General features: G+C 48.0%; 26 protein-coding genes and 1 riboswitch. Of the genes, 20 read left to right on the top strand and 6 right to left on the bottom strand.

Annotation, left to right across the window (positions count from 1 at the left end; genetic code table 11):
* The first annotated feature begins 217 nt into the window (after nt 1-217).
* The 6 genes from AC58VC_RS29420 to rsbW (AC58VC_RS29395) all read left to right on the top strand — a co-directional run bounded on the left by AC58VC_RS29420 (nt 218) and on the right by rsbW (AC58VC_RS29395) (nt 6632).
* A complete protein-coding gene (locus AC58VC_RS29420; RefSeq protein ID WP_497374076.1) occupies nt 218-1357 on the top strand; it encodes a SpoIIE family protein phosphatase in 1140 nt (379 codons plus the stop codon).
* Nucleotides 1358-1495: 138 nt separating this feature from the next.
* Nucleotides 1496-3397, top strand: a complete 1902-nt coding sequence (glgB, locus tag AC58VC_RS29415) for a 1,4-alpha-glucan branching protein GlgB (RefSeq protein WP_497374074.1) — start codon at nt 1496-1498, stop codon at nt 3395-3397.
* Nucleotides 3398-3404: 7 nt separating this feature from the next.
* On the top strand, nt 3405-4598 hold the full coding sequence (locus AC58VC_RS29410) for a glucose-1-phosphate adenylyltransferase (protein ID WP_497374072.1): 1194 nt from the start codon (nt 3405-3407) through the stop codon (nt 4596-4598).
* A gap of 50 nt (nt 4599-4648) precedes the next feature.
* A complete protein-coding gene (glgD, locus tag AC58VC_RS29405) occupies nt 4649-5743 on the top strand; it encodes a glucose-1-phosphate adenylyltransferase subunit GlgD (protein ID WP_497374070.1) in 1095 nt (364 codons plus the stop codon).
* A gap of 140 nt (nt 5744-5883) precedes the next feature.
* Nucleotides 5884-6216, top strand: a complete 333-nt coding sequence (locus AC58VC_RS29400) for an STAS domain-containing protein (protein ID WP_145667817.1) — start codon at nt 5884-5886, stop codon at nt 6214-6216.
* On the top strand, nt 6213-6632 hold the full coding sequence (rsbW, locus tag AC58VC_RS29395; protein ID WP_497374068.1) for an anti-sigma B factor RsbW: 420 nt from the start codon (nt 6213-6215) through the stop codon (nt 6630-6632). Before AC58VC_RS29400 ends, rsbW (AC58VC_RS29395) begins: the two co-directional genes overlap by 4 nt.
* A gap of 85 nt (nt 6633-6717) precedes the next feature.
* Here the strand turns inward: rsbW (AC58VC_RS29395) and AC58VC_RS29390 are convergent, their stop codons facing one another.
* The gene (locus AC58VC_RS29390) at nt 6718-7176 is read right to left on the bottom strand and encodes a Dps family protein (protein ID WP_497374066.1); all 459 of its coding nucleotides are present in this window, start codon (nt 7174-7176) and stop codon (nt 6718-6720) included.
* Nucleotides 7177-7360: 184 nt separating this feature from the next.
* Between AC58VC_RS29390 and AC58VC_RS29385 the strand changes: the two genes are divergently transcribed.
* From AC58VC_RS29385 to AC58VC_RS29340, 10 genes are all read left to right on the top strand, one after another.
* Entirely contained in the window at nt 7361-7816 is a 456-nt protein-coding gene (locus AC58VC_RS29385; protein ID WP_497374064.1) for a DUF948 domain-containing protein, read from the top strand.
* A gap of 15 nt (nt 7817-7831) precedes the next feature.
* Nucleotides 7832-8200 carry an STAS domain-containing protein gene (locus AC58VC_RS29380; protein ID WP_497374062.1) on the top strand — a complete coding sequence of 123 codons (369 nt, stop codon included), beginning with the start codon at nt 7832-7834 and terminating at the stop codon, nt 8198-8200.
* A complete protein-coding gene (gene rsbW, locus AC58VC_RS29375; RefSeq protein ID WP_497374060.1) occupies nt 8197-8655 on the top strand; it encodes an anti-sigma B factor RsbW in 459 nt (152 codons plus the stop codon). The genes AC58VC_RS29380 and rsbW (AC58VC_RS29375) overlap by 4 nt, the downstream gene beginning before the upstream one ends.
* On the top strand, nt 8652-9419 hold the full coding sequence (locus tag AC58VC_RS29370) for a sigma-70 family RNA polymerase sigma factor (protein WP_497374058.1): 768 nt from the start codon (nt 8652-8654) through the stop codon (nt 9417-9419). Before rsbW (AC58VC_RS29375) ends, AC58VC_RS29370 begins: the two co-directional genes overlap by 4 nt.
* Before the next feature lie 13 nt (nt 9420-9432).
* A complete protein-coding gene (locus AC58VC_RS29365; RefSeq protein WP_497374056.1) occupies nt 9433-10248 on the top strand; it encodes a PPK2 family polyphosphate kinase in 816 nt (271 codons plus the stop codon).
* Between the two features lie 93 nt (nt 10249-10341).
* Nucleotides 10342-13137 carry a CHASE3 domain-containing protein gene (locus AC58VC_RS29360; protein WP_497374054.1) on the top strand — a complete coding sequence of 932 codons (2796 nt, stop codon included), beginning with the start codon at nt 10342-10344 and terminating at the stop codon, nt 13135-13137.
* Nucleotides 13107-14000, top strand: a complete 894-nt coding sequence (locus tag AC58VC_RS29355; protein WP_497374052.1) for a CheR family methyltransferase — start codon at nt 13107-13109, stop codon at nt 13998-14000. The genes AC58VC_RS29360 and AC58VC_RS29355 overlap by 31 nt, the downstream gene beginning before the upstream one ends.
* A 648-nt stretch (nt 14001-14648) precedes the next feature.
* Nucleotides 14649-15182: a DUF1003 domain-containing protein gene (locus tag AC58VC_RS29350; RefSeq protein ID WP_497374050.1), complete on the top strand. Its 534-nt coding sequence runs from the start codon at nt 14649-14651 to the stop codon at nt 15180-15182.
* Nucleotides 15183-15262: 80 nt separating this feature from the next.
* Nucleotides 15263-15427, top strand: a complete 165-nt coding sequence (locus AC58VC_RS29345; RefSeq protein WP_127458160.1) for a DUF1328 domain-containing protein — start codon at nt 15263-15265, stop codon at nt 15425-15427.
* A gap of 76 nt (nt 15428-15503) precedes the next feature.
* Nucleotides 15504-15884 carry a YflT domain-containing protein gene (locus AC58VC_RS29340; protein WP_497374048.1) on the top strand — a complete coding sequence of 127 codons (381 nt, stop codon included), beginning with the start codon at nt 15504-15506 and terminating at the stop codon, nt 15882-15884.
* 122 nt (nt 15885-16006) lie between these two features.
* On the opposite strand, the gene AC58VC_RS29335 is transcribed toward AC58VC_RS29340, so the two are convergent.
* The gene (locus AC58VC_RS29335; RefSeq protein WP_161406717.1) at nt 16007-16207 is read right to left on the bottom strand and encodes a cold-shock protein; all 201 of its coding nucleotides are present in this window, start codon (nt 16205-16207) and stop codon (nt 16007-16009) included.
* Nucleotides 16208-16278: 71 nt separating this feature from the next.
* Complete coding sequence (locus tag AC58VC_RS29330) at nt 16279-16479, bottom strand: cold-shock protein (RefSeq protein ID WP_028555458.1); 201 nt, start codon at nt 16477-16479, stop codon at nt 16279-16281.
* Between the two features lie 188 nt (nt 16480-16667).
* Nucleotides 16668-16764, top strand: a riboswitch (purine riboswitch).
* Nucleotides 16765-16823: 59 nt separating this feature from the next.
* On the opposite strand from AC58VC_RS29330, the gene AC58VC_RS29325 reads away from it, so the two are divergent.
* Nucleotides 16824-18179, top strand: coding sequence for an 8-oxoguanine deaminase (locus AC58VC_RS29325; protein ID WP_497374046.1), 1356 nt, complete (start codon nt 16824-16826; stop codon nt 18177-18179).
* 101 nt (nt 18180-18280) lie between these two features.
* Here AC58VC_RS29325 and AC58VC_RS29320 read toward each other — a convergent pair whose 3' ends face one another.
* Both AC58VC_RS29320 and AC58VC_RS29315 read right to left on the bottom strand, forming a co-directional pair.
* On the bottom strand, nt 18281-18613 hold the full coding sequence (locus AC58VC_RS29320; RefSeq protein WP_497374044.1) for a hypothetical protein: 333 nt from the start codon (nt 18611-18613) through the stop codon (nt 18281-18283).
* Nucleotides 18614-18727: 114 nt separating this feature from the next.
* Nucleotides 18728-20287: a copper amine oxidase N-terminal domain-containing protein gene (locus AC58VC_RS29315; RefSeq protein ID WP_497374042.1), complete on the bottom strand. Its 1560-nt coding sequence runs from the start codon at nt 20285-20287 to the stop codon at nt 18728-18730.
* 185 nt (nt 20288-20472) lie between these two features.
* Here AC58VC_RS29315 and AC58VC_RS29310 point away from each other — a divergent pair, with 185 nt between their 5' ends.
* The 3 genes from AC58VC_RS29310 (at nt 20473) to AC58VC_RS29300 (ending at nt 24118) form a co-directional block, all read left to right on the top strand.
* Nucleotides 20473-21000 carry an NfeD family membrane protein gene (locus tag AC58VC_RS29310; protein WP_497374040.1) on the top strand — a complete coding sequence of 176 codons (528 nt, stop codon included), beginning with the start codon at nt 20473-20475 and terminating at the stop codon, nt 20998-21000.
* Between the two features lie 39 nt (nt 21001-21039).
* Complete coding sequence (locus AC58VC_RS29305; RefSeq protein WP_497374038.1) at nt 21040-22485, top strand: flotillin family protein; 1446 nt, start codon at nt 21040-21042, stop codon at nt 22483-22485.
* A 115-nt stretch (nt 22486-22600) separates the two neighbouring features.
* Nucleotides 22601-24118 (top strand): HD domain-containing phosphohydrolase, encoded by a 1518-nt coding sequence (locus AC58VC_RS29300; RefSeq protein WP_497374036.1) that lies wholly within the window; start codon nt 22601-22603, stop codon nt 24116-24118.
* A gap of 79 nt (nt 24119-24197) precedes the next feature.
* Here the strand turns inward: AC58VC_RS29300 and AC58VC_RS29295 are convergent, their stop codons facing one another.
* On the bottom strand, nt 24198-25469 hold the full coding sequence (locus AC58VC_RS29295) for a MerR family transcriptional regulator (protein ID WP_497374034.1): 1272 nt from the start codon (nt 25467-25469) through the stop codon (nt 24198-24200).
* Nucleotides 25470-25584 lie beyond the last annotated feature (115 nt).

Here is a 25584-nt window from a genome sequence, read left to right as displayed (position 1 = left end):
TCTCCTTCGATTGGGGTATAGTGGGTCATGCCTTATACTAGGATGTAACCCTATTCCGTGGTTTTGAAACAGGGAAGGTATTTTTTATGCGTGGAGGTCCGTTGGTAATGATTGAAACTTTCGCAGGCGGGTAGTACATAGGGAAGCTGTTTGTTTTTAAAATATGGTAAACTAGGTGAGGGTTCCAGTTAACTTTTACCCGAAAGGGGTTATGACGATGGGTATTGTCATTGTGGACGATAACGCGACAAATTTACTAATTATCGAAAAAATTCTGCTTAAAGCCGGATACACAGATCTCCAAATGGTGTCCTCGGCAAAAGAGCTGTATCAATTATTAGATATGCATTCACCCAGTCCAGCGGAGGTGCCGGTAGATCTTATTTTAATGGATATGATGATGCCGGAAATCGATGGTGTAGAGGCCTGCCGTACGATTCAAGCGGATGAGAGGCTGCGGGATATTCCGATTATCTTCGTGACGGCGATGGGGGATTCCAATAAGCTCGCTGAGGCTTTGGATGCAGGGGCGCTTGATTATGTGATGAAGCCGATTAATAAGGTGGAGCTGCTCGCCCGAATCCGTTCGACGCTCCGTTTGAAATATGAGAAGGATTGGCACAAAGAGCGGGATAAGCGGATTAAATATGAGTTGGATTTGGCGAAACAGGTACAGCGCAGCGTGCTCAGCAACCCCATAGAGGAGGAAGATATCCGCATCTCTGCGGTGTATAAGCCATCGTCGGAATTGGCGGGGGACTTCTACGCGTGGTATCCGATTGGGCCGAATCGGTATGGGGTTATTTTGCTGGATATGATGGGGCACGGTATTTCATCTTCCTTAGTATGTATGTATATTTACTCGGCATTGAAGGATACCATTACGCATATTTGCGATCCGGAGGGTGTGATGCGCGAGCTGAACGGACGGATGAATCAGCTGCACCAATCGGACAGTTTGATCAATTATTATTTTACGGCGATCTATATGGTGCTCGATACGGATGAACGGACGATTGAGTATGTGAATGCGGGGCATCCGGCTGGCATTGCGATGCTCGACGGCGAGGTGAAGCTGTTGACGGAAGGGTGCTGCGCCATTGGTTTCTTTGAGGGAATTGAAGTGACGAAAGGTGTCATTCGTTATGAGCAAGAAGCACGTATTGTTCTATTCACAGACGGTCTATCGGAATGGCTGGATGATGAGGAGCAGGACGGTATCGCGAAAATACGGCAAGGTTTGCAGTCTTCTGGCAGCGCTCACGACCCAGAGGAGCTAGTGGAGCGCGTCTATCCGCATGACAAAAGCGGGGCTCCACAGGACGACATGTGCCTGGTCATGATCAGCATTTCGTAAGTGTCACTTATGTATACAAAAAGGATACATGCACGAGTTCGTCCCAGAAAATGGGCAACTTGTGCATTTTTTGTTTCAATAGGCGGGATTGGGGGTAATAAGAGGTATGAAATCATTCGATGGCGGGGAGGAAAATGGATGACAACGATGACATCGTCACCCAGTTCGGACGCTTTATATCTGTTTCATGAGGGTACGCAATATCAAAGTTACCGGTTTCTGGGCTCTCACTTGGAAGAAAGAGATGCTGTGAGGGGTGTCCAATTTGCTGTTTGGGCGCCAAATGCGAAGCAAGTGAACGTATCGGGCAGCTTCAACGGCTGGGATGGCCGAAATCACGCGATGGCGGTGTCAGATGGTGTGTGGTCGCTTTTTATCCCCGAATTGAAGGAAGGTACTTTATACAAATACGAAATCATTACGCCAGACGATGATTGTTATTTGAAGTCAGACCCCTACGCGTTTTCTTCGGAACTTAGACCGGGAACCGCTTCCATTGTAACTTCCTTGGAAGGTTACGCTTGGCAGGATGAAGATTGGCTTGCAAGGAAGACCTCGCACCAATTTTTACAGCAGCCGCTTCTGATTTATGAAGTGCATCTGGGCAGCTGGAAGCGCAAGGAGGACGGCGGTTTCTACAGTTATGGTGAATTGGCTAACGAGTTGGTCAACTATGTTGTGGAGCATGGCTTTACCCACATCGAGCTTATGCCGCTTATGGAGCATCCGCTGGATAAATCCTGGGGCTATCAGATAACAGGTTATTACTCGGTGACTAGCCGTTTTGGCACACCGCAGGAATTCATGTATCTGGTGGATCGCTGCCATCAGATGGGGATCGGCGTCATTATGGATTGGGTCCCGGCGCATTTCTGCAAAGACGCTCATGGATTATCCCGATTCGATGGCGTACCGCTTTATGAATATGCGGATAGCCGCAAAGGTGAGCATCCGACGTGGGGGACTCATATTTTCGATTATGGGAAACCTGAGGTGCATAGCTTTTTAATTTCCAATGCTTTGTTCTGGATGGATGTTTATCATATTGACGGCTTGCGCGTCGATGCGGTGTACAGTATGCTGACGCTGAATTTCGACAGGTCGGAAGAAGACCGCATCACGAATAACGAGGGTGGCGAGGAAAATTTGGAAGGCATAGCTTTTCTCCAAAAGCTGAATGCCGTCATATTCGCCAGATACCCGAACGCCTTGATGATGGCGGAGGACTCCAGTTCATTCCCGGGAGTAACGAAGCCGGTTGAGCAGGGAGGATTAGGTTTTAATTACAAGTGGGATTTAAGTTTTACGTGGAACACACTCGATTATATGAAGAAGAATCAAGAGCAGCGCAGCGGACTGGAGCCGCAGTTGACAAAGTCGCTGCAGCTGCCGAGGAATGAGAATTACATCCTCCCTTATGCGCATGATGAGATGGCCCATCCTGATAAATCTCTGCTGGGTAAAATGTCGGGAAGCGACAGTTGGCAGCGATTTGCCAATCTGCGTGTGCTGTACGCTTATCTGATCGGGCATCCAGGTAAAAAACTCCTATTCATGGGCAGCGAGTTCGGCCAGGAGCAGGATTGGGACTCGGAAGCTGCACTTTCTTGGGACGTTCTGCAGGATCGTGAACATGAACAGTTCCAACATTTTGTGAAAACATGGAATCATTTTTACATATCGGAGAAGGCTCTGTGGGAGCGGGATTACGCGCCTGACGGGTTTGAAGGGATTGATTTTGAGGATAAGGCTGATGGATTGGTGCTGTTTGGCCGGAAAGGGGAGGAGGACGAAGCTCTCATCATGGTCTGCAACTTCAGACCTGAGACTCACGAAGGTTATCGCATCGGGGTTAAGGAGCCTGCGCAATACCGCGAAGTATTGAACAGTGATCACTCAGATTTCGGCGGATCGGGCGTGATTAACGAGTCTGCACGGACTGCGGAAGAGTGGTCGTGTCAGAACCAACCTTACAGTATTACGGTAACGATACCGCCACTGGCGGCTGTCATTTTCAAAAAAAACCAAATGGAAGGATGAGATGATGATGAAAAAGCAGGAATGTGTGGCTATGCTGTTAGCTGGCGGTGAAGGCAGCAGGCTTCGCCCGTTAACGAAGTATATGGCGAAGCCAGCCGTTCATTTTGGAGCGAAATACCGCATGATTGATTTTGCCTTAAGCAATTGCCGTAATTCAGGGATCGGTACGGTTGGTGTGCTGACGCAGTATAAGCCGGCTGTTCTGCATGCGCACATCGGGAGCGGGGACGTTTGGCAGGTGGAAGGTGGTAACAGCGGTAATAGCAGCATCTCTATCCTGGAACGGCAAGCCGGGGCACCTAATGCATATAAAGGAACCGCAGATGCTATTTATCAAAACTTAGCTTACTTGCAGAAGCATAACCCGAGCTATGTGTTAATCCTCTCAGGCGATCATATCTATAACATGGATTATCGGACGATGCTGGAACATCATCAGGCAACCGGTGCAGATGCTACGATTTCGGTTATGCCTGTGAAATGGGAGGAAACCAGCCGGTTTGGGATTGTTAGCGCAGATGAGCAGCACCGGATTACCGCTTTTGCGGAAAAGCCGTTCAAACCAGCCAGCAACTTGGCCTCCATGGGGATATACGTATTTAACTGGGAGTTCCTGAAGTCCTGTCTGGAGCAGGATGCAGATAATCCGGCTTCGAGCCATGATTTTGGCCATGACATTATTCCCGGCCTGCTGGCTGCTGGGGCGCATGTATCGGCCTATCCATTTGAAGGATACTGGAAGGACGTCGGTACGATAGAAAGCCTGTGGGAATCTCACATGGATTTACTTGGTTATTATCCGAGGCTGCAAATGAATCAGGAGGCATGGCCAGTATGGACGGCAAAGCGGGATCTCCCCAAAAGCGAAGTGGCGCTTGACGCGCGGGTCAATAATGCCGAAATTGGAGACGGTGTCTCTATTTACGGGAATGTCAGCCACTCGGTGCTCTTCGATGGTGTGACGGTTGGCGAGCATAGCCGGGTGCTGAACAGCGTCATTATGCCCGGCGTTCAGATCGGGAAGCATGCACTTATCCTTAATGCCATTATCGGGGAAGGATCGATTATTAAAGATGGCGCTATTGTAGGCAAACCGGGGAATCCAGGAGTTACGGTTGTCGGTGAGAGATCCGTGATTGGCCGTCACTACCCAGCCTCCATACCTGCTAAATTGACCGGTACGCGGCTGAATTTCGTTTAAGCACTCGTCTAGTTTTTCTGACCAAGCAGAATTCGGAGGAGGAATGCCGTATGGAGAATGTTCTTGGCTTGATTAATCTCATGAACGAACAAAGTGATTTGTCTACACTTACCCGTGACCGGTGTGTAGGCGCGGTGCCTTTTGCCGGTCGCTACCGGTTAGCAGATTTTGCCCTTTCCAATATGAGCAACGCAGGTATTCATGAGGTGGTGGTGCTGGCGACTCCGAAGGCGGAATCGCTGCTCCATCATATCGGAAACGGGCAGCATTACGGTTTGGAGGCGCTGCACACGCTGACTGCCCAGCACGGCAACCAGCCTCAATTGGACAACCATCTAGCTTACTTGAAATCGCGAGCTGAGAAGTACGTTTTGCTTGCATCCAGCCGGATTATTTATCATTCTCATTATGATCAAATGATCGATTACCATCTCAGCAGTGGAGCGGAGATTACGACGCTCTTCAAACATTTGACCGAGATGGACCGCCATGCGCATATTGGACATGCTTATAGCCTAGAGATGAATGATCAAGGCCGCGTCGTTCGTGCCGCTCCCACCTACCATGCGATGCCGAGTCTCGCCCCGCAAAACATTGATCTGGATACGATGGTACTGGAGCGAAAGCTGTTGATTGATCTCATTGAGATGAGCATGAAGCCGGGAAAAGACATGGATCTGAAACAGGTTATTTGGGAGCAGCTGACCCAGCTTCATGTACAGGGTTATGCCAACCATGGCTACATGGCGATCATGGATTCCGTCGACAGCTACTATGCGCACAGTATGCAGCTTCTGCAGCCGCAAGGATGGAGGCAGTTCATGAAGCATCAAGAATCTGTGTATACGCGAAAAGAGGACGAGGCTGCGATCGCTTGCCATCAGCAAGCCTTGATTCGCAATACGTTCGTCGCGCCAGGTTGCCGAATAGAAGGCTACGTGGAGAATAGCATCTTGTTCCCGGGGGTGGTCGTTCATCCGGGGTCACATGTCAAAAACAGCGTGATCATGCAGGATTGCATCATCCAGGCAGGCGCTTATTTGGACAGGGTTATTTTGGACAAACAGGTTATGGTGGAGCAGGGGGCGATCATTTGCGGTGAATACGCCCATCCTTTTGTAGCGGAGAAGAGCGGAGTGTTGTAAGAGGAGGCTGGCCGGATTGGCCGGCTTCGTTGCATGTCTGCGAAAAGCCTGACATGTCAGGCTTTTGGCCATAAAGCTTGTATAAAGGTTAGGCTCTTGTTACACTTGAGGGAGCAAATCACATAGAAGGAGTGTGGCTCATGTCTGTTGAAAAGTTCCAAGTTGATCAAGAAGAATTGGAGAAATCTATACAGCTTCATATCCGTGGTGAACTCGATTTGGCAGCGGCTTTAACGTTCCGTCATGCGCTTGAGGCGGTTGTTCATAGGACTGACAAAGCATTAATTCTAGACGTAGGTGAGTTAACATATATCGATAGCACGGGGATTGGTATTGTGGTCTCTGCTTTGAAAATACGGGATGAGTTGAAAGCGCCGTTCGCAGTGCGCCATATTCCGTCCGGTATCAAAAGGCTTTTTGACCTTACAGGCATCTCCGGATTTCTTAACGAAGGGATCGAAGGAACCGCATGAACGTCGTTCGTCTGCACATACCCGCAGCAGCGGAGTACCTAGACATCGTCAGGCTTAGTCTTTACGGGGTTGCCTCTAAGCTGGGCTTTTCCTATGAGGACATCGAGGATATGAAAGTAGCGGTTTCGGAAGCCTGCAACAATGCGGTGCTTCATGGGGAGACGTCGGCCATTCTGGGGCAAATCTATATTAGCTATGAGCTCGGTGAAGGCAGGCTGATTGTGAAAGTGAAAGATGACGGCCCTGGCTTTGATTATCAGAGTCAACAAGAGCAGTCGGCGGAACCGCCGGTTGGCCAGACCGTCAGCGAGCTGCAGTCCGGTGGCCTTGGCATTTATCTCATGCAAGCGTTGATGGATGAAGTGACGGTGAACACCGAGCAAGGGACGGAAGTCACACTCGTCAAATATGTATAAAATAAAGGGGCTATCTCACAAGGTCAGGCATGACCTTATGGAGATAGCCCTTTTTGATTGTGGGAACTACGTTCAACCCGGAACCCTAGCGACCGAGGAAAGATTCCAGCATCCAGCTGTGCTTCTCGAGTGAAGCGCGAATCTTGATCAGCATGTCAGCTGTCGGCTGATCCTTGCTCTCTTCGGCAAGCGCGATTCCCTCGGTCAGCTCGGTGCAGATCAAGGTGAAGTCGCTTGCCAGCTGCTTCACCATCTCCGATGCGGATGCCCCTTTGCTCGCTTCTTTGATGGAAGCAAGCTCGAGATGCTCCTGCAAGGTAGCTGTTGGTATGGCGCGCAGCGAAAGCATTCGCTCCGCGATGACGTCCAGATGCAGCGCAGCCTCTACGTACAGTTCTTCGAATTTCAGATGCAGGGTGAAGAAATTCTCACCTTTTACGTACCAATGATAGTTGTGCAGCTTCATATATAGAATTGAGAAGTTCGCTACCTGCTTGTCCAACGTTTCTGTCATAGCACTTTCTTTCAAAGCGGTTTTCACCATGTGGAATTCCTCCATTCAATTTATAGGATTGTTGATTGTTCCTATCTCATCTTTACCCGGAAGCTCCACTTTTGAAACAGACGTAGAAACATCTGGAAATTGATGAGGGGCTGTTTCATTCCTCAGAAATACGGGTAACGATAAGTAATCAAGTAAACTAATCAAGCGAACAGGGGTGATTGACATGTTAGTCGAACTTAGCGCAGTCCTTGCAGCCATAGCTTTCGTATTCCTTGTCTTCTATTTGATTCAAACCTTGAAATCACTGAAGATATCCCTGGATCAGATCACTCTGACGATGGGACAAATGAAGGACGAGGTCACACAGATTTCTTCCGAAGTACAGGACGTTATTCTCAATACCAATGAGATGGCTATAGATGTTCGTGCGAAGCTGGCTAAGCTGAATCATCTATTCAGCTCAGTGAACGACGTCGGTCAAGTCGTTCACGAACTTACGTCTTCTATGAAACAATCAGCTACAGGCTTCATCGACGCGGTGAAACAAACGCGGTTGCCTAAGGATACGCCGACATTAAGCCGCAGATGGCAAACCATTTTGCAGGGCGCAGCAGTCTCGATGGAGATGTGGAAAAAATTCAAAGCCAAAAAGACACCACATATGGGCAGCATGAAATAGAGAGGAGCTATCTTTGTGAACATACGCAAATTTACGGTTTATAAGCAATCGAATGGGGAAGAAAATATTATATACTTAAGCGGGGAACTTGATTTGTCAGCAGCATCCGAGCTTGCGGCCGTCCTAGATTCTGTCGTCTCCCTAGGCGATCAGAGCTTAACGTTAGATTTAAAAGAGTTACGCTATATTGACAGCACGGGGATCGGCTTGATCGTTTCGGTGCTCAAAGTAAGAGCTGCGATGGGCGCATCCTTCCGTATTCAGCATATTCCCGCCAGAATTCAGCGTTTATTTGAAATCACGGGTGTTACCCGCTATTTGGTGGACGGTGAACTGCAAATTCACAATCAAGGCAGAGCAGAAAGGAAAGAAGAAATAATATGAACCCATACATCGGTCTTACGATCCCCGCACAGGCGGAATATCTAGATATTGTTCGACTTACCTTATACGGTGTAGCCTCGAAAGCGGGCTTCTCATTTGAAGATATTGAAGATATGAAAGTAGCTGTAGCAGAAGCTTGCAATAATGCCATTCTGCATGCTTATGAGCAAGGACAGTCAGGAACAATTGAGATTCAGTACGAGCAGCAGGATGGTTTTTTGCAAATTAGCGTCAGGGATGAAGGGAACAGCTTTCATTACGTGCAAGCCGAATCAGAGACGGCTGCTTTGCATCACAAATCCATTAATGAAGCGGCGGTGGGGGGGTTAGGATTGTTCCTCATGCAGGCTTTAATGGATGATGTGCAGGTGCTAACGGATAGCGGAAGAGGTACTCAGGTTGTTTTGAAGAAGCAGCTAATAGGGCAAATGAATAGAAAAGAGGAAATGGTATGAATGTGAATGCATCATCCTCCAAACCTCTATATGACATGTATTTGAAAATGAAAATTTACAAAGAAACAGCATGCGAAGAGACGGCTACGGCACTGCTGCTGCACTATGAACCTATCGTTCGTATGGCAGTCGGCAAGATGTCACGGAGCCGTCCTGATTTATATGAAGATCTGTATCAAGTCGGGCAGATGTCCTTGCTGCGGCTGTTCACCCAGTACGATAGTACACTGGAAACTCCCTTTGAAGCCTATGCGATGAAAAGCCTGATCGGTCACCTGAAGAATTATTTGCGTGACAAGTCATGGTACATACAGGTCCCACGAAGAATTAAGGAAAAGGGGGCTCTTGTCCAGAGAGCCTTGGATGAGCTCACCGTTAAGCTTGAACGCTCGCCGAATATCGATGAAATGGCGGCTTATTTGGAGCTGAGCACGGAAGAGACCATAGAAATTCTGGCTGGTCGTGACTATTACCACTACACCTCGTTGGATACGCCGCTTAATAGTGAAGGGGATAGTGCGACGATTGGTGATATGATTGCCGGTTCGACCGACGAGTATCAATCTCTGGAGCGACGAATGGATTTGGAAGAGGCGATGACCTGCTTGAAAGAGGAAGAGAAGAAAGTCATTCACCTCATCTATCAAGAAGGGCTTTCACAGCGTCAAATTGCGGATCAGCTAGGGATCTCCCAGATGAGTGTTTCCCGCATTCAGAAGCGGGCAATACTGAAGTTGAAGGCAGTTCTTACACCCAATCCTTAGAGGAGGCCGGCCTATGCCAGTCCAGCATTTTAAATTGGAACATGGTAAAAAAATTCGTTTAGCGAGTATCGACCCAAATGATACAGGGGCCCAACATGAAAGGGAAGAAGTAGAAGCTGAAATGGAGCGCTTGAAAGAGCAGCTGGAAGCTTTGCAGAATAAGCTGTACGCCGGGAAGAAGCAATCCGTTCTCTTTGTTATCCAGGGGATGGATTGCAGTGGTAAAGACGGCTTAGTTAAGCGTGCTCTTGGCGGCTTGCATCCGCAGGGGTTTAAGGTAAACAGTTTCCGTGCGCCTACGGAAGAGGAAACAGCGCATGACTTCTTATGGCGCGCTCATCAGATTGCACCTGCCAAAGGGATGATCGGAGCCTTCATTCGTTCGTATTACGAAGATGTGCTCATTACGAGAGTCCATAATTGGATTAGCGGGCAGGAAGTGAAGAGCAGATTCAAGCATATTAATCGGTTTGAGAAATTGCTAGAGAGCGGCGGCGTGAAAATCGTGAAGATTTTTCTCCACATCTCGAAGGATTTCCAACTTGCCAGACTGCGGAATCGGCTGACAGACCCCACAAAACATTGGAAATTTGATAAGAATGATTTGGTAGAGCGGGAGTCATGGGCCGAATATGAGGAAGCCTATGAAGCCGTATTTAAGCATTGCAGCTCTGAATCAGCACCATGGTACATAGTGCCAGCTAATCACCGCTGGTACCGGGATTGGGCTGTGCTGCAAATCGCGGTAGAAGCACTTGAGAGCATGAATCTAGCATTTCCGGAATCGGATCCGGAGCTTGATTTAATACTAGAAAAACTACAGGAATAGGCGTAGTTTTTCTCTCTACCTCCGCAATTATGGTATAGTTAGAATAGTAGAATGTTAACATACGTTCTCTAGCAACTGTACTAGGAGGCAGCTATGGGCAAATTTTTTCGTATGAATATACGTGCAAAAATTATTATGGGATATGTATTTATTATCATATGCTTAGGAATAGCTCTTCTCATTGTGAGCGGTCGTGTCAGCTCGCTGCAGAAGGAAGTGGATTTCGTCGCCAGCCACGATTTGGAAGCGCATGATCTTATTAACGCCATACAGAAAAACATGGTGGATATGGAAACCGGCATGCGGGGCTACATCATCACAGGAGACGCTCAGTACTTGGAACCCTATGACACAGCCAACAAAACGTGGCTCGATAATTATAATAAACTACTACAGTTAATCAGCTATAACCCAGCTCAGAAGGAAAGTTTAGAGCGTATTAAGCCAACGATTCAAAGCTGGGTCCGCACGGCTGGGGATAATGTCATTCAGTTAAAGAAAGAAAACAAGCAAGCGGCAATCGACGACTATTTTAAGCAGAACTCAGGAAAAAAACTGATGGATCAACTGCGCACACAGTTTGATTCTTTTCTCGCGGCCGAGAAGCAGTTGACGAAGGCCAGGGCCGATCAGCTTGCTCAAAGTAATGAAAATCTTAGAATTGTCCTTTTTACCCTTCTAGGCGTCATTTCTATTTTTGCTATCGTAGTCGCTCTAATCTTATCTAACTCTATTACGAATACGATAAAGCAAGTTACGAGAATGATTCGATATATTACTTCTTCCGAAGGGAATTTGGCATCAAGAATCGAACTGACCAGTCACGATGAAATAAGAGAGTTGGCAGAAGCCACCAATGATATGTTGGGGGACTTGGAGAAGCAAAACTGGATTCAAACGAATATCGCTGAAGTCGCCACTTTGTACCAAGGGATCAATGATATCAGCACGTTGGGCGGAACCTTTATAAGCAAGCTGGCGCCGATGCTTGATAGTGTATATGGCGTTGTCTACCTACGAGAAAATATCGAGGAGGAAGCCCGCTATGTGAAAGTAGCCGGTTATGCGGCATCTGGGAAGGACCCTTCTGCGACTGTTTTTCGGTTGGGGGAAGGTTTGATTGGTCAATGTGCACTGGATCAGCGCATATTCCTGATTGATAACCTGCCTGAAAATCATGTAAAACTAACGTCTGGTTTAGGTGCCTCTGCCCCTCGTACCTTGCTGGTAGCACCTATTCTCGTGGATGGCCGTACAGAGGCTGTAATCGAGTTAGCGTCTCTTCATACGTTTCAAGCTCAGCATTTAACCTTGGTTGACTCGTTGCAGGAGAAATTCGGCACGGCCATCACGAATGTGCGCAGCCGAATGGAAGTAGATCGACTGTTATCCGAGTCTCAGATGTTGACGGAAGAGCTTCAAGCGCAATCCGAGGAGCTTCAAGCTCAGTCGGAAGAGTTGCATATGCAGCAGGAGCAGCTGCGCATGACCAACGAATTCTTAGAGGAGCAGAACCATTTCTCTGAGCAAAAGGCGTTGGAATTAAAGAAAGCGAAAGACGAGCTGGAGGATTATTCACTAAAGCTGGAGACAAGCTCCCAGTACAAATCCGATTTTCTGGCGAATATGTCGCATGAGCTGCGCACACCTCTGAACAGCATCATGATTTTGTCACAGATGCTCGCGGAGAATAATGGCGATCTGCAAATGTCAGAGATTGTGGAGTATTCGCGCGTGGTTAATGCCGCAGGGAAAGATCTGCTGGCGCTGATCGACGATATCCTGGATTTATCCAAAGTTGAAGCGGGCAAAATAGAAATAATGACGGACGATTTCAATGTGACCGAACTGCCGCAACTGATGAAGCTAATGTTTGCGCCTGTTGCGGAGAAAAAGGGGCTCGATTTCGACGTCAGCTTGGAACCAGATGTGCCGAATGTCATTCAAACGGATGGTCAGCGACTTCAGCAAATATTGAAGAACCTGCTCTCCAATGCGTTTAAATTTACCGAACAAGGCTCCGTCATGATGAAAATTGCGCTTGCTGACCCGGTTCGTGTGAAGGAACTCCTGCACAGGGACCCGGCAGAGAAAGTGCTTGCCATCTCGATTACGGATACGGGTATCGGGATTCCAATCGACAAGCAGCAGGTCATTTTCGAAGCATTCCGCCAGGTGGATGGGACAACAAACCGCCAATTTGGCGGAACAGGGCTTGGTTTATCGATATGCCGCGAGTTTACGCGTCTGCTCGGAGGCTCTATTGTTGTGAAAAGCGAGGTGCACAAAGGCAGTACGTTTACGCTTTACGTGCCTAACGCAGCTGAAACGGAGCAGGAGAATGAGACGTCTGGCAAGGACCCACATGAGGGAGAAATTGCTGCAGCCGTTGAAGAGCGAACGATTATCTCTACACAAGCCCCGGAGCCGAGTTCTGGCGTTTCGTCGGTTGAAACGATCATCTCGGACGTGGAAGTCATCCATTCGGATACGCAGTTGTTCCACGGCAAAAGAGTGCTGCTCGTCGATGATGATGCGCGTAACGTTTTTGCGCTCGTTACAGCGCTGGAGACGAAGGGTGTTACCGTGGATGTGGCAGATCACGGGAAAGATGCTTTGGAGATGTTAAGCGAAGATGCCGACTACGATCTCATTTTGATGGACATCATGATGCCGGTCATGGACGGTTATGAAGCCATGCAGGCGATTCGAGGAGAACTGCACATGCGTGAGCTGCCAATCATCGCCCTTACGGCCAAAGCGATGAAAAGTGAGAAAGAGAAATGTCTGGAAGCCGGCGCTTCCGATTATATTACGAAGCCGCTAAATATGGATCAGCTATTTTCGCTCATGCGTGTATGGCTAACGAAGCAGGTGAAGAAACATTGAATCGTAAGCCTGTGGAGGAGCCCGTCGATTTGGAGAAACCACCGTATGAGGATGAACGACAAAACATTGAGATTAATCTCCTCCTAGAAGGCCTGTATCAAATGTACGGGTTTGACTTCCGGCACTATGTCAGGTCTTCCTTACGGAGGCGGGTCCTTAACCGTATGAAAGCAGAGAAGCTGCCGAATGTCACGGCGCTATTGGAGAAGGTTCTGCATGAACCTGGCTTCGTGGATCGCTTGCTCAATGACATGTCGATCCGCGTCACCGAGATGTTCCGGGATCCTAGCTTTTTTCGTGCTTTTCGCAATTTGGTCGTGCCTGAGCTCAGACAGTACCCCGAGATTCGCATCTGGCACGCTGGCTGTGCCACGGGGGAGGAAGTGTACTCCATGGCCATCCTGATGCAGGAAGAGGGTTTGGCGGAGAGAACGAAGATCTATGCAACGGATATGAACGAGAAGGCGATTGATGCTGCGCAAAAAGGAGCATTCCCGCTTAAGCAGATGCAATACTTCACTAAGAATTATTTGGATTCTGGCGGAACCAAAGCTTTCTCCGAATATTACACGACGGATCATCAGTATGCCTATTTCCAGCCGGTCATGAAGGATAACTTGATGTTTGCGCAGCACAATCTGGCAACGGACGGTTCTTTTAACGAGTTTCATGTGATATTGTGCCGCAATGTCTTGATCTACTTCGATCATAAGCTGCAGACACAGGTACACAGCTTGTTTCACGACAGCTTAGTAGGAGGAGGGTATCTGGGGTTAGGCAAGAAGGAGTCCATCCTTTTCGTGCCTGAAGGCGTGCATTATGAAGAGTATGTTCCACAGGAACGTATATATCGTAAGAAATAAAACCACTTGAGACGATGAGGGTATCGTCTCAAGTGGTTTTTTTGTTGTGCGCGAGCGGCAAGGCAGAGTTCCCAAACGATGAGAAACATCGTTAGGGGCTCCGCGTAGCGAGAAGCCGAGAGCGACTCCTACTTGCACCGATGAAAAACATCGTTGGAGAGGGCGAGAGCCGCCTCAGAGGCCCCCCAACGATGAGAAACATCGTTAGAAGCCTCCGCGTAGCGAGAAGCTGAGAGCGACTCCTACTTGCTCCGATGAAAAACATCGTTGGAGAGGGCGAGAGCCGCATCAGGGGCCCCCCAACGATGAGAAACATCGTTAGGGGCTCCGAGAAGCGAGAAGCCGAGAGCGACTCCCACGTGTACCGATGAAAAACATCGTTGGAGAGAGCGAGAGCCGCGTCAGAGGCCCCCTAACGATGAGAAACATCGTTAGAAGCCTCCGCGTAGCGAGAAGCCGAGAGCGACTCCTACTTGCACCGATGAAAAACATCGTTGGAGAGCACGAGAGCCGCGGTAGAGTCCCCCCAACGATGAGAAACATCGTTAGAAGTTCTCCGAAGGCGCGCCCTACCGCGCCTTCCCCTGTTTCGCCCACAGCGGCGGCGGTTAAACTATGTTATAAATCAACAGAAAGAAGGGGATCACAATGAGCACAGAAGACGAGCATTTATCTCCAGATGAGCGCATGCCCGACAAGCTGATTGAAGAGTTGGACAATGAAACGAATGCCAAGCTTAACATAGAGCAATTAACCCGGATTACCGCTATGGTCAGAGAGTATCAAGGGAATATCAAGTCGCATTTGACGCAGCAGCAGGCCAAAAAGTCGTCCTGGGCGGACCGCATTGCCGACCGTATCGCGCTTTTCGGAGGAAGCTGGACGTTTATCTTGCTGTTTGGTCTGTTTCTGGTGAGCTGGATGGCGCTCAATCTGACGCGCTTCGCCTACGATAAGCCGCCGTTCATTTTGCTCAATTTGATACTTTCCTGCATATCAGCGTTTCAGGCGCCGGTTATTCTCATGAGCCAGAATCGCCAGGCGAATCGAGATAAGCAGGAGGCTATTCTTGATTTTGCCATTAACTATCGGGCTGAACAGGAGAATATGGAGATGAAGGAGCTGCTCGAGCGGATGGATCAGAGGCTGGAGAGAATTGAGCGGGAGATTTTTCACCAATAAGTGTTTCATTCTAAGGACAAGCGGTTAATAGATAGCATAGCCAAGCAACACAAATTACCGATGAAAAGAGGGTGTTTCCTATGTTAGGCTGGGCTGTCATGTTTCTAATCATTGCTCTTGTAGCTGGTGTATTCGGATTTTTTGGAATTGTTTCAGCGGCAGTAGGAATTGCCAAAGTATTGTTCTTCGTATTCCTGATCATGTTTGTCGTATCGTTGATTTTCGGCAGACGCAGAGGCATCTAATCCGCAACTAGTCCACATGAACCCGCAGTAACAATCGCTTTACCCTATAAAATCAATCGAAAGAGGAGGAATTACCATGAGTACGTACACAAGAGTGAGTGTGACAACCAATCTTCAAGAAGCGCAGGACAAAGTACAGCAATTGTACAGGGAAGGCTTTTCGAGAGAACACATTTATGTGCTGACGCATAGTGCTGAAGGTACCGATTTCGTCGCGAATTATACGGGTGCAGAGCAAATTACATTGGAGGAGGAGGGTATGCTGACAGCCATTGCGAATCTTTTCCGTTCCCGCGGCGATGAGCTTAGGGCGAAGATGAAGGCACTCGGCGTACCCGAGATGGAGGCTAGTCGTTTGGAAGGTGAGCTGGATAGAGGGAAAATCCTTGTTCTGGCGAAGCCCTCCAGTGAGTACACAGCCTATGATGAAGCAGACTTTCAACGAACGATTTTATAAAAATGGACAAGGGAGACTCCTTAGCGGGTCTCCTTTTCCTTCTGATAATAGCAAAGCCCTAATTGCCTCCATTACGAAGACAATTAGGGCTTTGGGTACTGCCGTAGGCTGCTATTACTAAATTATCGCCTGCTGCTTGTGTTCGATAAGGTTGGGAGCATCTTTGAATCCTTGACCATGGCAGAATGACAAATCGGACATTCCGGACTTTCGGCGAATGAAAAGTTATCTCTCATCCAACATGAGCACTGTTCTGTGCTGCAGGTCCAAATGTTCGTTTGCTCTTCGGGCACAGGTTCCATCGATTTCTTTGAAAAGTACATATGAACTCCTCCTTGTCATTATAGACTCAGCCTCAGACTCGCAAGCAGTGTATAGCAATATGTGGTAAGGACTACAGCTTGACTACATTTTCAGCTTGCGGTCCGCGGTTACCTTGAACAACTTCAAATTGTACGCGTTGGCCTTCATCCAAGCTTTTGAAACCTTCCCCCGTAATAGCGCTGAAGTGAACGAACACATCATTGCCGCCTTCCATTTCGATAAAACCAAATCCTTTTTCTGCATTAAACCATTTAACCGTACCTGTTTCCATGTAGACATAAACCTCCAATAATTTGTTCCTGCGTATTGCTTCTGGATCATTCAGAACCTGACAGCTTGTTAACGCAGCTTTGATAATATATCCAATTAGAAGGGAGCTTATTCCAATTTCATGAAAAATTCATTTCAAACCAATTGACGTGCTGCCAAAAGTTGCCTATACTGAGGCTAAATATCGTTGCGCCACATAATTTCATAGTTCGTATAACCTCGATAATTTGGTTCGGGGGCTCTACTGGGAACCTAAATCCTAACTACGAACACAATATATGTCCATATATTGTGTTTGTTGGTTAGGATTTTTTGTTCCCTTATTTACGTTGAGGAGGAATGAAGATGGGTTCAATATTGATTCGTAATGCTCAAGCTATTGTTACGGTGGATGCCGAGGATCGCGTATTGGAACGGGCGAATATCCTCATTGAGGGGAATCGGATTGCGAAGATGGGTAAGGATTTGTATGAAGCAGACAGGGTCATTGACGCCTCGCAAATGTTTGTGTACCCAGGCCTAATTAACGTACATCATCATTTGTATCAAACGTTTACGCGCAATTTGCCGCAGGTACAAAAGCTGGAGTTATTCGACTGGCTCCGCTATCTATACGAAATTTGGAAAGGGATCACGCCTGATACTGTCTATCACAGCTCCCTAACGGGCATTGCCGATCTCATGAAAAACGGCTGTACCACGGTCTTCGACCATCATTATGTGTTCCCACAGCAAAATAGCGTCCATTTCATCGATAAACAGTTTGAAGCAGCTAAGCGCTTAGGCATTCGCTTCGTTGCATCCAGAGGGTCCATGACGCTTGGCAAGGATCAAGGGGGGCTGCCCCCTATGAGCGTCGTACAGGATCTGGATACGATCCTTGCTGACAGCGAGAGGCTGATTGATCTTTATCACGATGCCAGCGCAGGCTCGATGCGCCAAGTGGTGCTGGCGCCTTGCTCACCGTTCAGCGTTTCCGCAGAGATGATGCGGGAATCAGCGAAGCTGGCTAGAGCTAAGGGAGTGCGGCTTCACACACACCTCGCTGAGACGAAAAATGAAGAAGCCTACACGCTTGAAAGGTTCGGGATGAGACCGCTGGCTTACATGGAAAGCCTGGACTGGTTAGGACCTGACGTGTGGTTCGCCCATGGCATCCATTTTAACGATGAGGAAATGAAGCTGCTCGCGCAAACCAAAACAGGCATCGCGCATTGCCCGATTTCCAACATGAAGCTTTCGTCGGGTATCGCCAGAGTCCCGGAAATGCTGGACTTGGGGATTCCCGTAGGTTTAGCAGTGGATGGCAGTGCTTCCAATGACGGATCGAACCTGCTTGAGGAGCTCAGGGTAGCGTATTTGCTGCACAGACTTCAATCTAGCGCCCAAGCGCCAAGCGGCTATGATTTATTGAAGATCGCCACCAGAGGCGGCGCTGAGATATTAGGGAGAAGCGATATTGGATCGCTAGAGGTAGGGAAGGCAGCGGATTTGTTCATGGTTCGTGTAGACCATATTGACGCTGTAGGGACGCAGACTGACCCCAAATCATGGTTGGCAACGGTCGGCCTTAAACGTCCAGTGGACTACACCATTGTGGCTGGGAAGGTCGTCGTCGAGAACGGCAGGCTTGTTGGGGAAGATGAGGAACGGCTTGCGAGTGACTGCCAAGCTTCATTTGAACGATTTATGCAGCAGTAGATCACATCCATTCCCCGCCACGCGCGACAGTCTTCAATCTCAAAAAAAAGCCCGCCCCTCACCCAAGGTCTTTGTAGGCCGGGTGAGGGCGAACTTTCATTTTAAGCAAGCAGTAGAATGACTAGCAACTCGAACAGCACTAACGTCAAAATTTGATTGTACTGGGCAGGAGTATAAATAGGTCTATGATGCCCGTGAGGCTGAGCATGCGTGTTGACTTGCAGATAAGCGTGATGCCCATCCACGTTCACCAGCACACCTTCATGCGTATGCCCGTCAATAGTTGTGACACGAATCGTACGACCAACATGGGGGTGAAGAGCACCCATGAGGGTATTCCTCTTTTGCATCATCTGATGCTGCCAGTTGGGGTCTGCTTGATAAAGAACTTGAGGTCCGTGATGTCCAGGGTGTTGCGACGGATTCATATACATGGCTTTCGCTCCTTTTTCGTACGGCTGCGCGCAGCGGTAGGCTTATTGCCTAGGTTCACTACAGACTATTCAGTCGTCAGAAAAAGGTGCATTAGCCTAATCTCTTATCAGAGGTTAATCACGTTTAATTGTCACTACACGGGTCTCATCGTTGAAGGATACTTTACCGCCAAGCGATTCAGCGATGAAACGAATCGGCACGAAGGTAGATCCATTATGGAGCGTTGCAGCGCTCTCCAACTCTATTGAAGCACCGTCCACCGTAGCTATTTTACTGTCCAGTTTCAGAACAATCGTCTTACCGGATAACAAATCTTTGATGGTGACTTCCTGTAAGTCGCCGTTCCAGCCAACCTCAGCGCCAAGCTTTTCGGAAATAAAGCGCACCGGCACCATTGTTTTGTTGTCTGCGTTAATGAATGGCTGCGGAGTATCGCTTGTTGAACCAGCCCCGCCATCCGTCAGCTTCAAGTTAACTTCCTTCTTCGTTACTTTCATATCTTCGCGAAGCATTTTGTAGAAAAGGGACTGTTTATCCAAGTTATCCAGTACGTGGTAGATGGAGGATGCGTCCTTTCCAACTAGTACCGCACCGCCAGAGATATCAATTGTTTCGGCTGTAACCGGCTTATTCATATTCCAAGTTTCGCTAGCGAAGGAAAGTTTAAGCCCTGCAACGCCAGTGCCTTTATCCGGAAGCGGCATGCTCACAGCAAGTGTTTGCTTGCGAATGAATGTGTCGGCATCCATGTAAATATCAGCTTGCAGCGTGGTTTTGCTGTCAAATAAGCCGTTAAGGGGCATTACGCCTTGCTCGGCATCCCCGGTAATGGCCTCTTCGAAAGAAGCTGCCGTTTTCTCCAGGAAGTCACGGATAGGCTCGTAGACGAGTCCAACGGCTAATTGCTTGTTGCTCAAAATCTTTAAGGAGAAGTCTGCGGAGCCAGCATTGATTTGCTCTTCAATTACAGGTAACAAAGCATCGTACAATTGGCTCAGCAGCTCTTTTAATCCGGCTTCGTCTGCCAGGATATTACTGAACAGTGTACGTAACAGAGAGGCGAGCTCAGTGCCGTTTAATTCTATATGTGCTTGCTGGAGAGACAGGTCAGCACCGTTAACTTTGTCCGTAACCGCTGAGACTGTGATGTTTGAAGGATTTGCCGTATTCGCTAAAATAAGTCCAATAATCGACGGTTTAATCTCGGCTATTTTGTTTCCGAACTGTTCCTGAAGGACGGTTGGCAGCATGTTCATGAACGTTACATTCGATCCGCTTAAGAGATCATAAACAATCGGTTTTTTCTCACCTTCGATATTCAAAATAATCTTCGTGCCTTCAGTGGCAAGCTTGAATGGGATGGAGCCTTTTCCATATGTAATTGTACCCTCTGCAGAAACCTGTTGTGCATTCTGTGTTTTCACGTTCGTAAGCTCAACTTTTACGTTTTGCAGAGCATTGAGCGATTTTTGCTCGTCAGCTGTTAGCTTGGAGGTGTCGCCGGGCACTAGTTCAATCTGCAAGGTGCCTTTGGATTCGGAGGACTTTACGGTTGCACTGTTTTTGATCGCCGCAGCAATGTCTAAGCCTTGTACAGCTTGGCAGCCTGTCAGCGTAAGCAGCAGGAACACCATGGCGGCGGATACCCACCAAGTCATTTTCTTTTTGTACATGTGCTAATCTACTCCTTAGTTTTAATAGAAATATCAAAAAGACGTTCAATAATTATACGCGACGCTCAGAAGAAGGATTCGCACGCAAACGGTTTATTTTTTACCGAAACCTTTTATTACCAATTTCGTCTATATTTATTAGATGGAATATGCTTCCTGAAGGAGGCCGCAAGGAGGTGACGTCTATGATGACTTTGTTTGCCGTATGTTTTTTTGTAGGCCTTGTACTAACTGTTCTTGTTACATTTTTTGGCGGTGATTTCTTCGAAGTCCACGGAGATACCGGAGGAGCCCATGGTCATGGGGGACCATCCTTTTTCAACTTGTCTTCCCTCTTAGCGAGCTTAACGGTATTCGGCGGGATGGGGTATATGCTGAGTGAGGTAGGAGTGACCAACAGTTTACTCGTCCTGCTCATTGCCATTGGTGCCGGGCTTTTCGTGGGGTGGCTGTTCTTCCTTTTCTATGCCAAAGTCATCTATAAGCATGATGACAGTATGAAAGAAAGCGATTTTGAACTCAATGGACAGTTAGGGAAGCTGATTGTGCCCATAAACGGGAAGGGCATCGGCGAGATGGTGATTGTCATGCAGGGGACCAAACGATCCATCAGCGCGCGATCTGAGCTTGGAGAATCAATAGCCAAAGGAGCGAGAGTGGTCATTCTTCATATGGACAAAGGAGTCGCTACAGTAAGTCAATTTAGCGACTAAGCTTTGAGGTACTACTAACTTCCGGGAGGTTATTCGATCATGTTAACGGTTATGTATACGGTTGTTGCGATTGTAGTTGTTATTTTCATTCTACTTACTACCATTGTTAGAGCTTATAAGAAAGTTCCGCCGAATGAGGCGATGATTGTGTTCGGTTTAGGCGGCAAACGCGTCGTACAGGGCGGAGGAACGTTCGTGATCCCAGGCTTCCAGAGCTTCAAAACGATCTCGATGATGCTCATGAGTTTCGACGTCAAGCCCGATCAACCGATGTTTTCCCAACAGGGGATTCGACTCAAAATCGAGGCGGTCGCTCAAATCAAAATTCAAAGCGACCCTATCGCCATTGGCACAGCCTCCGAGCAGTTTCTGGACCATACGCTGCTCGAGCGAGAGATGATGATTTTGCATTCCGTAGAAGGACATCTGCGCGGTTTAGTAGGGCAATTGACGGTGGAATCCATTCTTAAGAATCCAGATGAGTTGAACAGCAAGATGAGGGAAACGTGCTCAGAGGATTTGGATAAAATGGGGCTGAGCTTGATCTCCTTCGTCCTCAAACGTGTGGCGGATGATCAAGGTTATATTGAGAACCTTGGCGTACCGGAAGTGGAGCGCATTCGCAAAAGCGCCAGCATTGCCAGAGCTGAGGTTGAACGAGACATACAGATTCGTCAAGCCGATACGGAGAAAGAATCCGCTATTCGCAAAGCAGAAGCGCACCAGCTTAAGATCGAAGCCGAAACGGTTGCATCGGCCAAAGAAGCGCAGTACCGCAAGGAACTTAGCATGCGAGAAGCAGAATTTAAGCAGGAAACGACGAGCCGGCAGGCCGAAGCGGACTTGGCCTATGAGCTGAAGCAGAAACAGATTCAGCAATCACTTGTGACGGAACAGGTGAAGATTAGACAGATGGAAGCTGAAGCTAATAAGACCGTTCGGCAGATTGAGGTTGAGCTGAAGCAAAAGGAACTCGAGGCGTCTGTCATTAAGCCAGCGGAAGCAGAAAAGCAGGCGGCAATTATGCGCGCCGAGGTGAGCAAACAGCGGCAAATTCTCGAAGCCGAGGCTGATGCCGAGTCAACGAGAAAGCGCGGTGAAGCGACGGCCGAGGCGGAGCTCGCCATAGGGAAAGCGAATGCGGAAGTCGTTCGCTTGGCAGGTCTGGCTGAAGCGGAGGCGCTGGAGAAGAAGGCGGAAGCTTACAAGCAGTACACGCAGGCGGCGGTGACGGTGGAGATTCTTCGCATTCTGCCGGAGCTAGCGGAGAAGATTGCGGCACCACTGAGCAACGTGGACAAAATCACGGTGATTTCCCAAGACGGCGCGACATCCGGCGTGAACAAGATAACAGGCGACATTGTCAAAATGATCGCCCAGGTGCCTGAAATTACTCAGACATTAACAGGTCAGAGTGTGACGGAGCTTGCTCGCGCCTTCCTTGGCAAGGACATTGTGACTAATTTGAATAAGGAAACGGAATGATTTCACAGTAGCAATGCGTCCTCGACCTATCAGGTCGGGGGCTTTTTTTATAAGCGTAAAAGGTCGAATTGCTATACAATAAGGACTAAGTTTAGAGTGAAATGAGGCATTAATCATGATGATCTACCAAAGGTTTCTACGAGATTTGATCCGCAATTATATCATAGGTTCGGGTATTGCTGTTGTTGTGGTGGGCGGGGTCATTATATCAACGACATTATCCATTTCGAATGCAGAAATGTTGCGTATTTTCATCATTATGATCATTTCCCTAGGAGTAATGATGTTGGCGGAGCTGCTGGTGTTTCGCCGGCACATGCAACCCATTCGCGCCATGCTGGAGCAGGAGTCTCCTAATTTAACGGCCATTCGGAACGCTTATTTGCAAACACACCGCTTTCCAGCGCTCTCCGTGAGACGGATTCTGGGTCCTCATTTTCTTGGTCTGTCGATTCCAGCTATGACGATGGCGTCTATCGGGATTGCGATGGGCTGGCTATCACTGCCGGCTTATTACATTGGGCTTGCTGGAATAGGTGCTGTGCTTGTGGCGAGCATGCATGCTTTGCTTGAGTTTTTCACGACAGCGCAGGCGATCCGACCGGTTCTTATACATATACGTGAGGTAGGTCAGCGACTTTACGGCGAGGACGTCTCTTTGGATGGGCATGTGATTGTCTCCATTCAACGCAAGTTCCAGCTGAGCGCGTTCCTGATTGGAACGATGCCGCTGTTTCTCTTCAGCTTAGCTACGCAAATTCGTCTTATCTCACAGTCGTCGAATTTCACGGTGGATTATTGGAAATGGGCGGGCATCATTTTGCTGCTTGGCGTGGGGTTTTCCTCTCTTGGGGCACGTATGTTGGCCAGAGATATTCAACAGCCTATCGAGGATTTGCACCGAGCAATGAAAGAAGTGCAATCCGGGGATTTGCAGGTTAGAGCTTCGGATTTATATTCGGATGAATTTTCAAGATTGGTTACGGGCTTTAATCATATGGTCAAGGGACTTGAAGCCCGTGAGAGTATGAATAATCAGCTGCTGCAGAGCTATTATTCCACATTAGCGGCTGCCCTCGATGCCCGAGATGCTTATACGGCGGGGCATTCCACACGCGTTGCGCAGTACTCTCTACTGATTGGGAAAGCTGTGGCTCTAAGTGAGCAGGATCTCGATTTATTGAACAAAACAGCGCTGCTGCATGACATAGGGAAGATTGGCGTGCGCGACAATGTACTGCTGAAGGAAGGCCGATTGACGGATGAGGAGTTTGAGAAAATCAAGCTGCATCCGGTGCTGGGCGAATCGATCTTGAAGCAAATTGAGCCGGCGGAGGCGATGGCGCCTTTGCTTCCAGGCGTGCGCTCGCACCATGAGCGCTATGATGGCAAGGGATATCCGGACGGCCTGAAAGGCCAGGAAATCCCAGAATTTGGACGCATTATTGCAGTAGCTGATGCGTTCGATGCCATGACTTCCGATCGTCCTTATCGGAAGGGGATGGCTGTCGAGAAGGCTATGGCCATTCTCGCGGAAGGCAAGGGGACGCAGTGGGATCCCCGATATGCGCAGACGTTTATGGATGTATTCATGAGCTCATACCATGTGAAAACGACTTCAAATGTAAGCTGAACGCATGAAACAGCAAGAGCATAAATAATAGAGCCCGCTAGCTGCGTGAAAGTTCTATTATTTATGCAATCAATGATGATTAATTAATAACCGGATAGCCTAAGAATTCGGCGATCCTATCAAGTAATCGTTGCTGTGCGTTCATTTTTTGAAACATGTCATCGTATTTTCTGTCTAGATCTTCTTTCAGTTCTTTCATATCCCCAGTAACGCCTTCATACTGCTGGTTCAGCAGCTCCGTTGTGGCTTTAAGTATTTCCCCTTTGAGGTCTTGTTCCGAAGTTTCCTGAATCTGTTGTTGAACGGCTTGGATTACATTCTGCAGTCCTTTTACTTTGATAGAAGTGCCTTCAAATTGTCTGTGTAGTAATTCAATTGTTGTAGCAACTTCACTTCGGATGTCCTGTTCAATGAGCTCAGCGATCTTGTTAACGAGAATCTGATTGGCGCTGTTCAGCTCTGTTACTTCTTCGGTAAGCGCATCACATCGGTTGCCCAGCTTCTGTACTTCCTCCGAAACACCCTCGAATTGTGGACTCAATAGCTCCGTTGCGGCGGCAAGTATCTCACCCTTGAGGTCCGTTTCCGAAACATCGGGCTGATCTTCTGCTTGTGCTTGTGCTTCTGCTTGTGCTTGTGCTTGCACGAGAGTTTGAATTTCGTTACGCAGGTCCGCGATTTCATCCGAAACCGTATGATACCGCGTATTCAATGCTTCAACTGTGGTTATCAAGTTTTCTTCCTTAGTTGTTTGTTCTGGCGTTTGTATGACCTTCTGCATGAGCGAATGGACGATGGCACTTAGCTCTGTAAATTTATGCGTTAACAGGTCGAATTGAAAGTTGGAGTGATCCATCACAGGGGAGGAGGCCTTGGTTGCCGCAATGGAAGCTATATTAGCCTTTTGATTGAGGTTATCCGCATAGTCCTTTAACTTTTCTGGTGTTTTATTTGACTCTATTTTTTGCTTGAGGAGTTGCACCGAATTACGTAATTCAATTGTTTCATTACTAAACTGCGAGTTCGATTTGTTAACAGCTAGCGGAGGTAAATTGGAACTCACAGTAGTGGAGGGCGCAGGAGGTGCAGGCTGTATTTCTTTGGGAATAGCCAGAGTTTCCTTATCACACATTTCCTGTAACTGTTCTTTAATAAACTTAAGTGGTTTATTGGCATCTTTCATTTTGGCAATGGTCTGAAACATTTCGATGGCTTCCTCTGTGTACCGGAGTGATCCGTTAACAGCTACGATCGGAAGAAATTCGCGAAAGTGATTTGACCATTCCACCACAGATGCACGTGTTTTTCCGATTTTGCCAGCGATTTCGGTGAGTTTATATGATCTTTTCATTGTCCTTTATCGTCATCCTTTCGTCCTTAAGTTCTTTAGGCTTAGGCATTTAGCTGTAACATTGTATTCAGGACATGAAACAAATGACAATGAAAAAAAAAGATCCGTTCCCAGT

The sequence above is a fragment of the Paenibacillus sp. J22R67 genome (assembly GCF_059692175.1).
The sequence above is the reverse complement of the archived record's forward strand: the minus strand, read 5'-3'. Positions and strand labels throughout refer to the sequence as shown.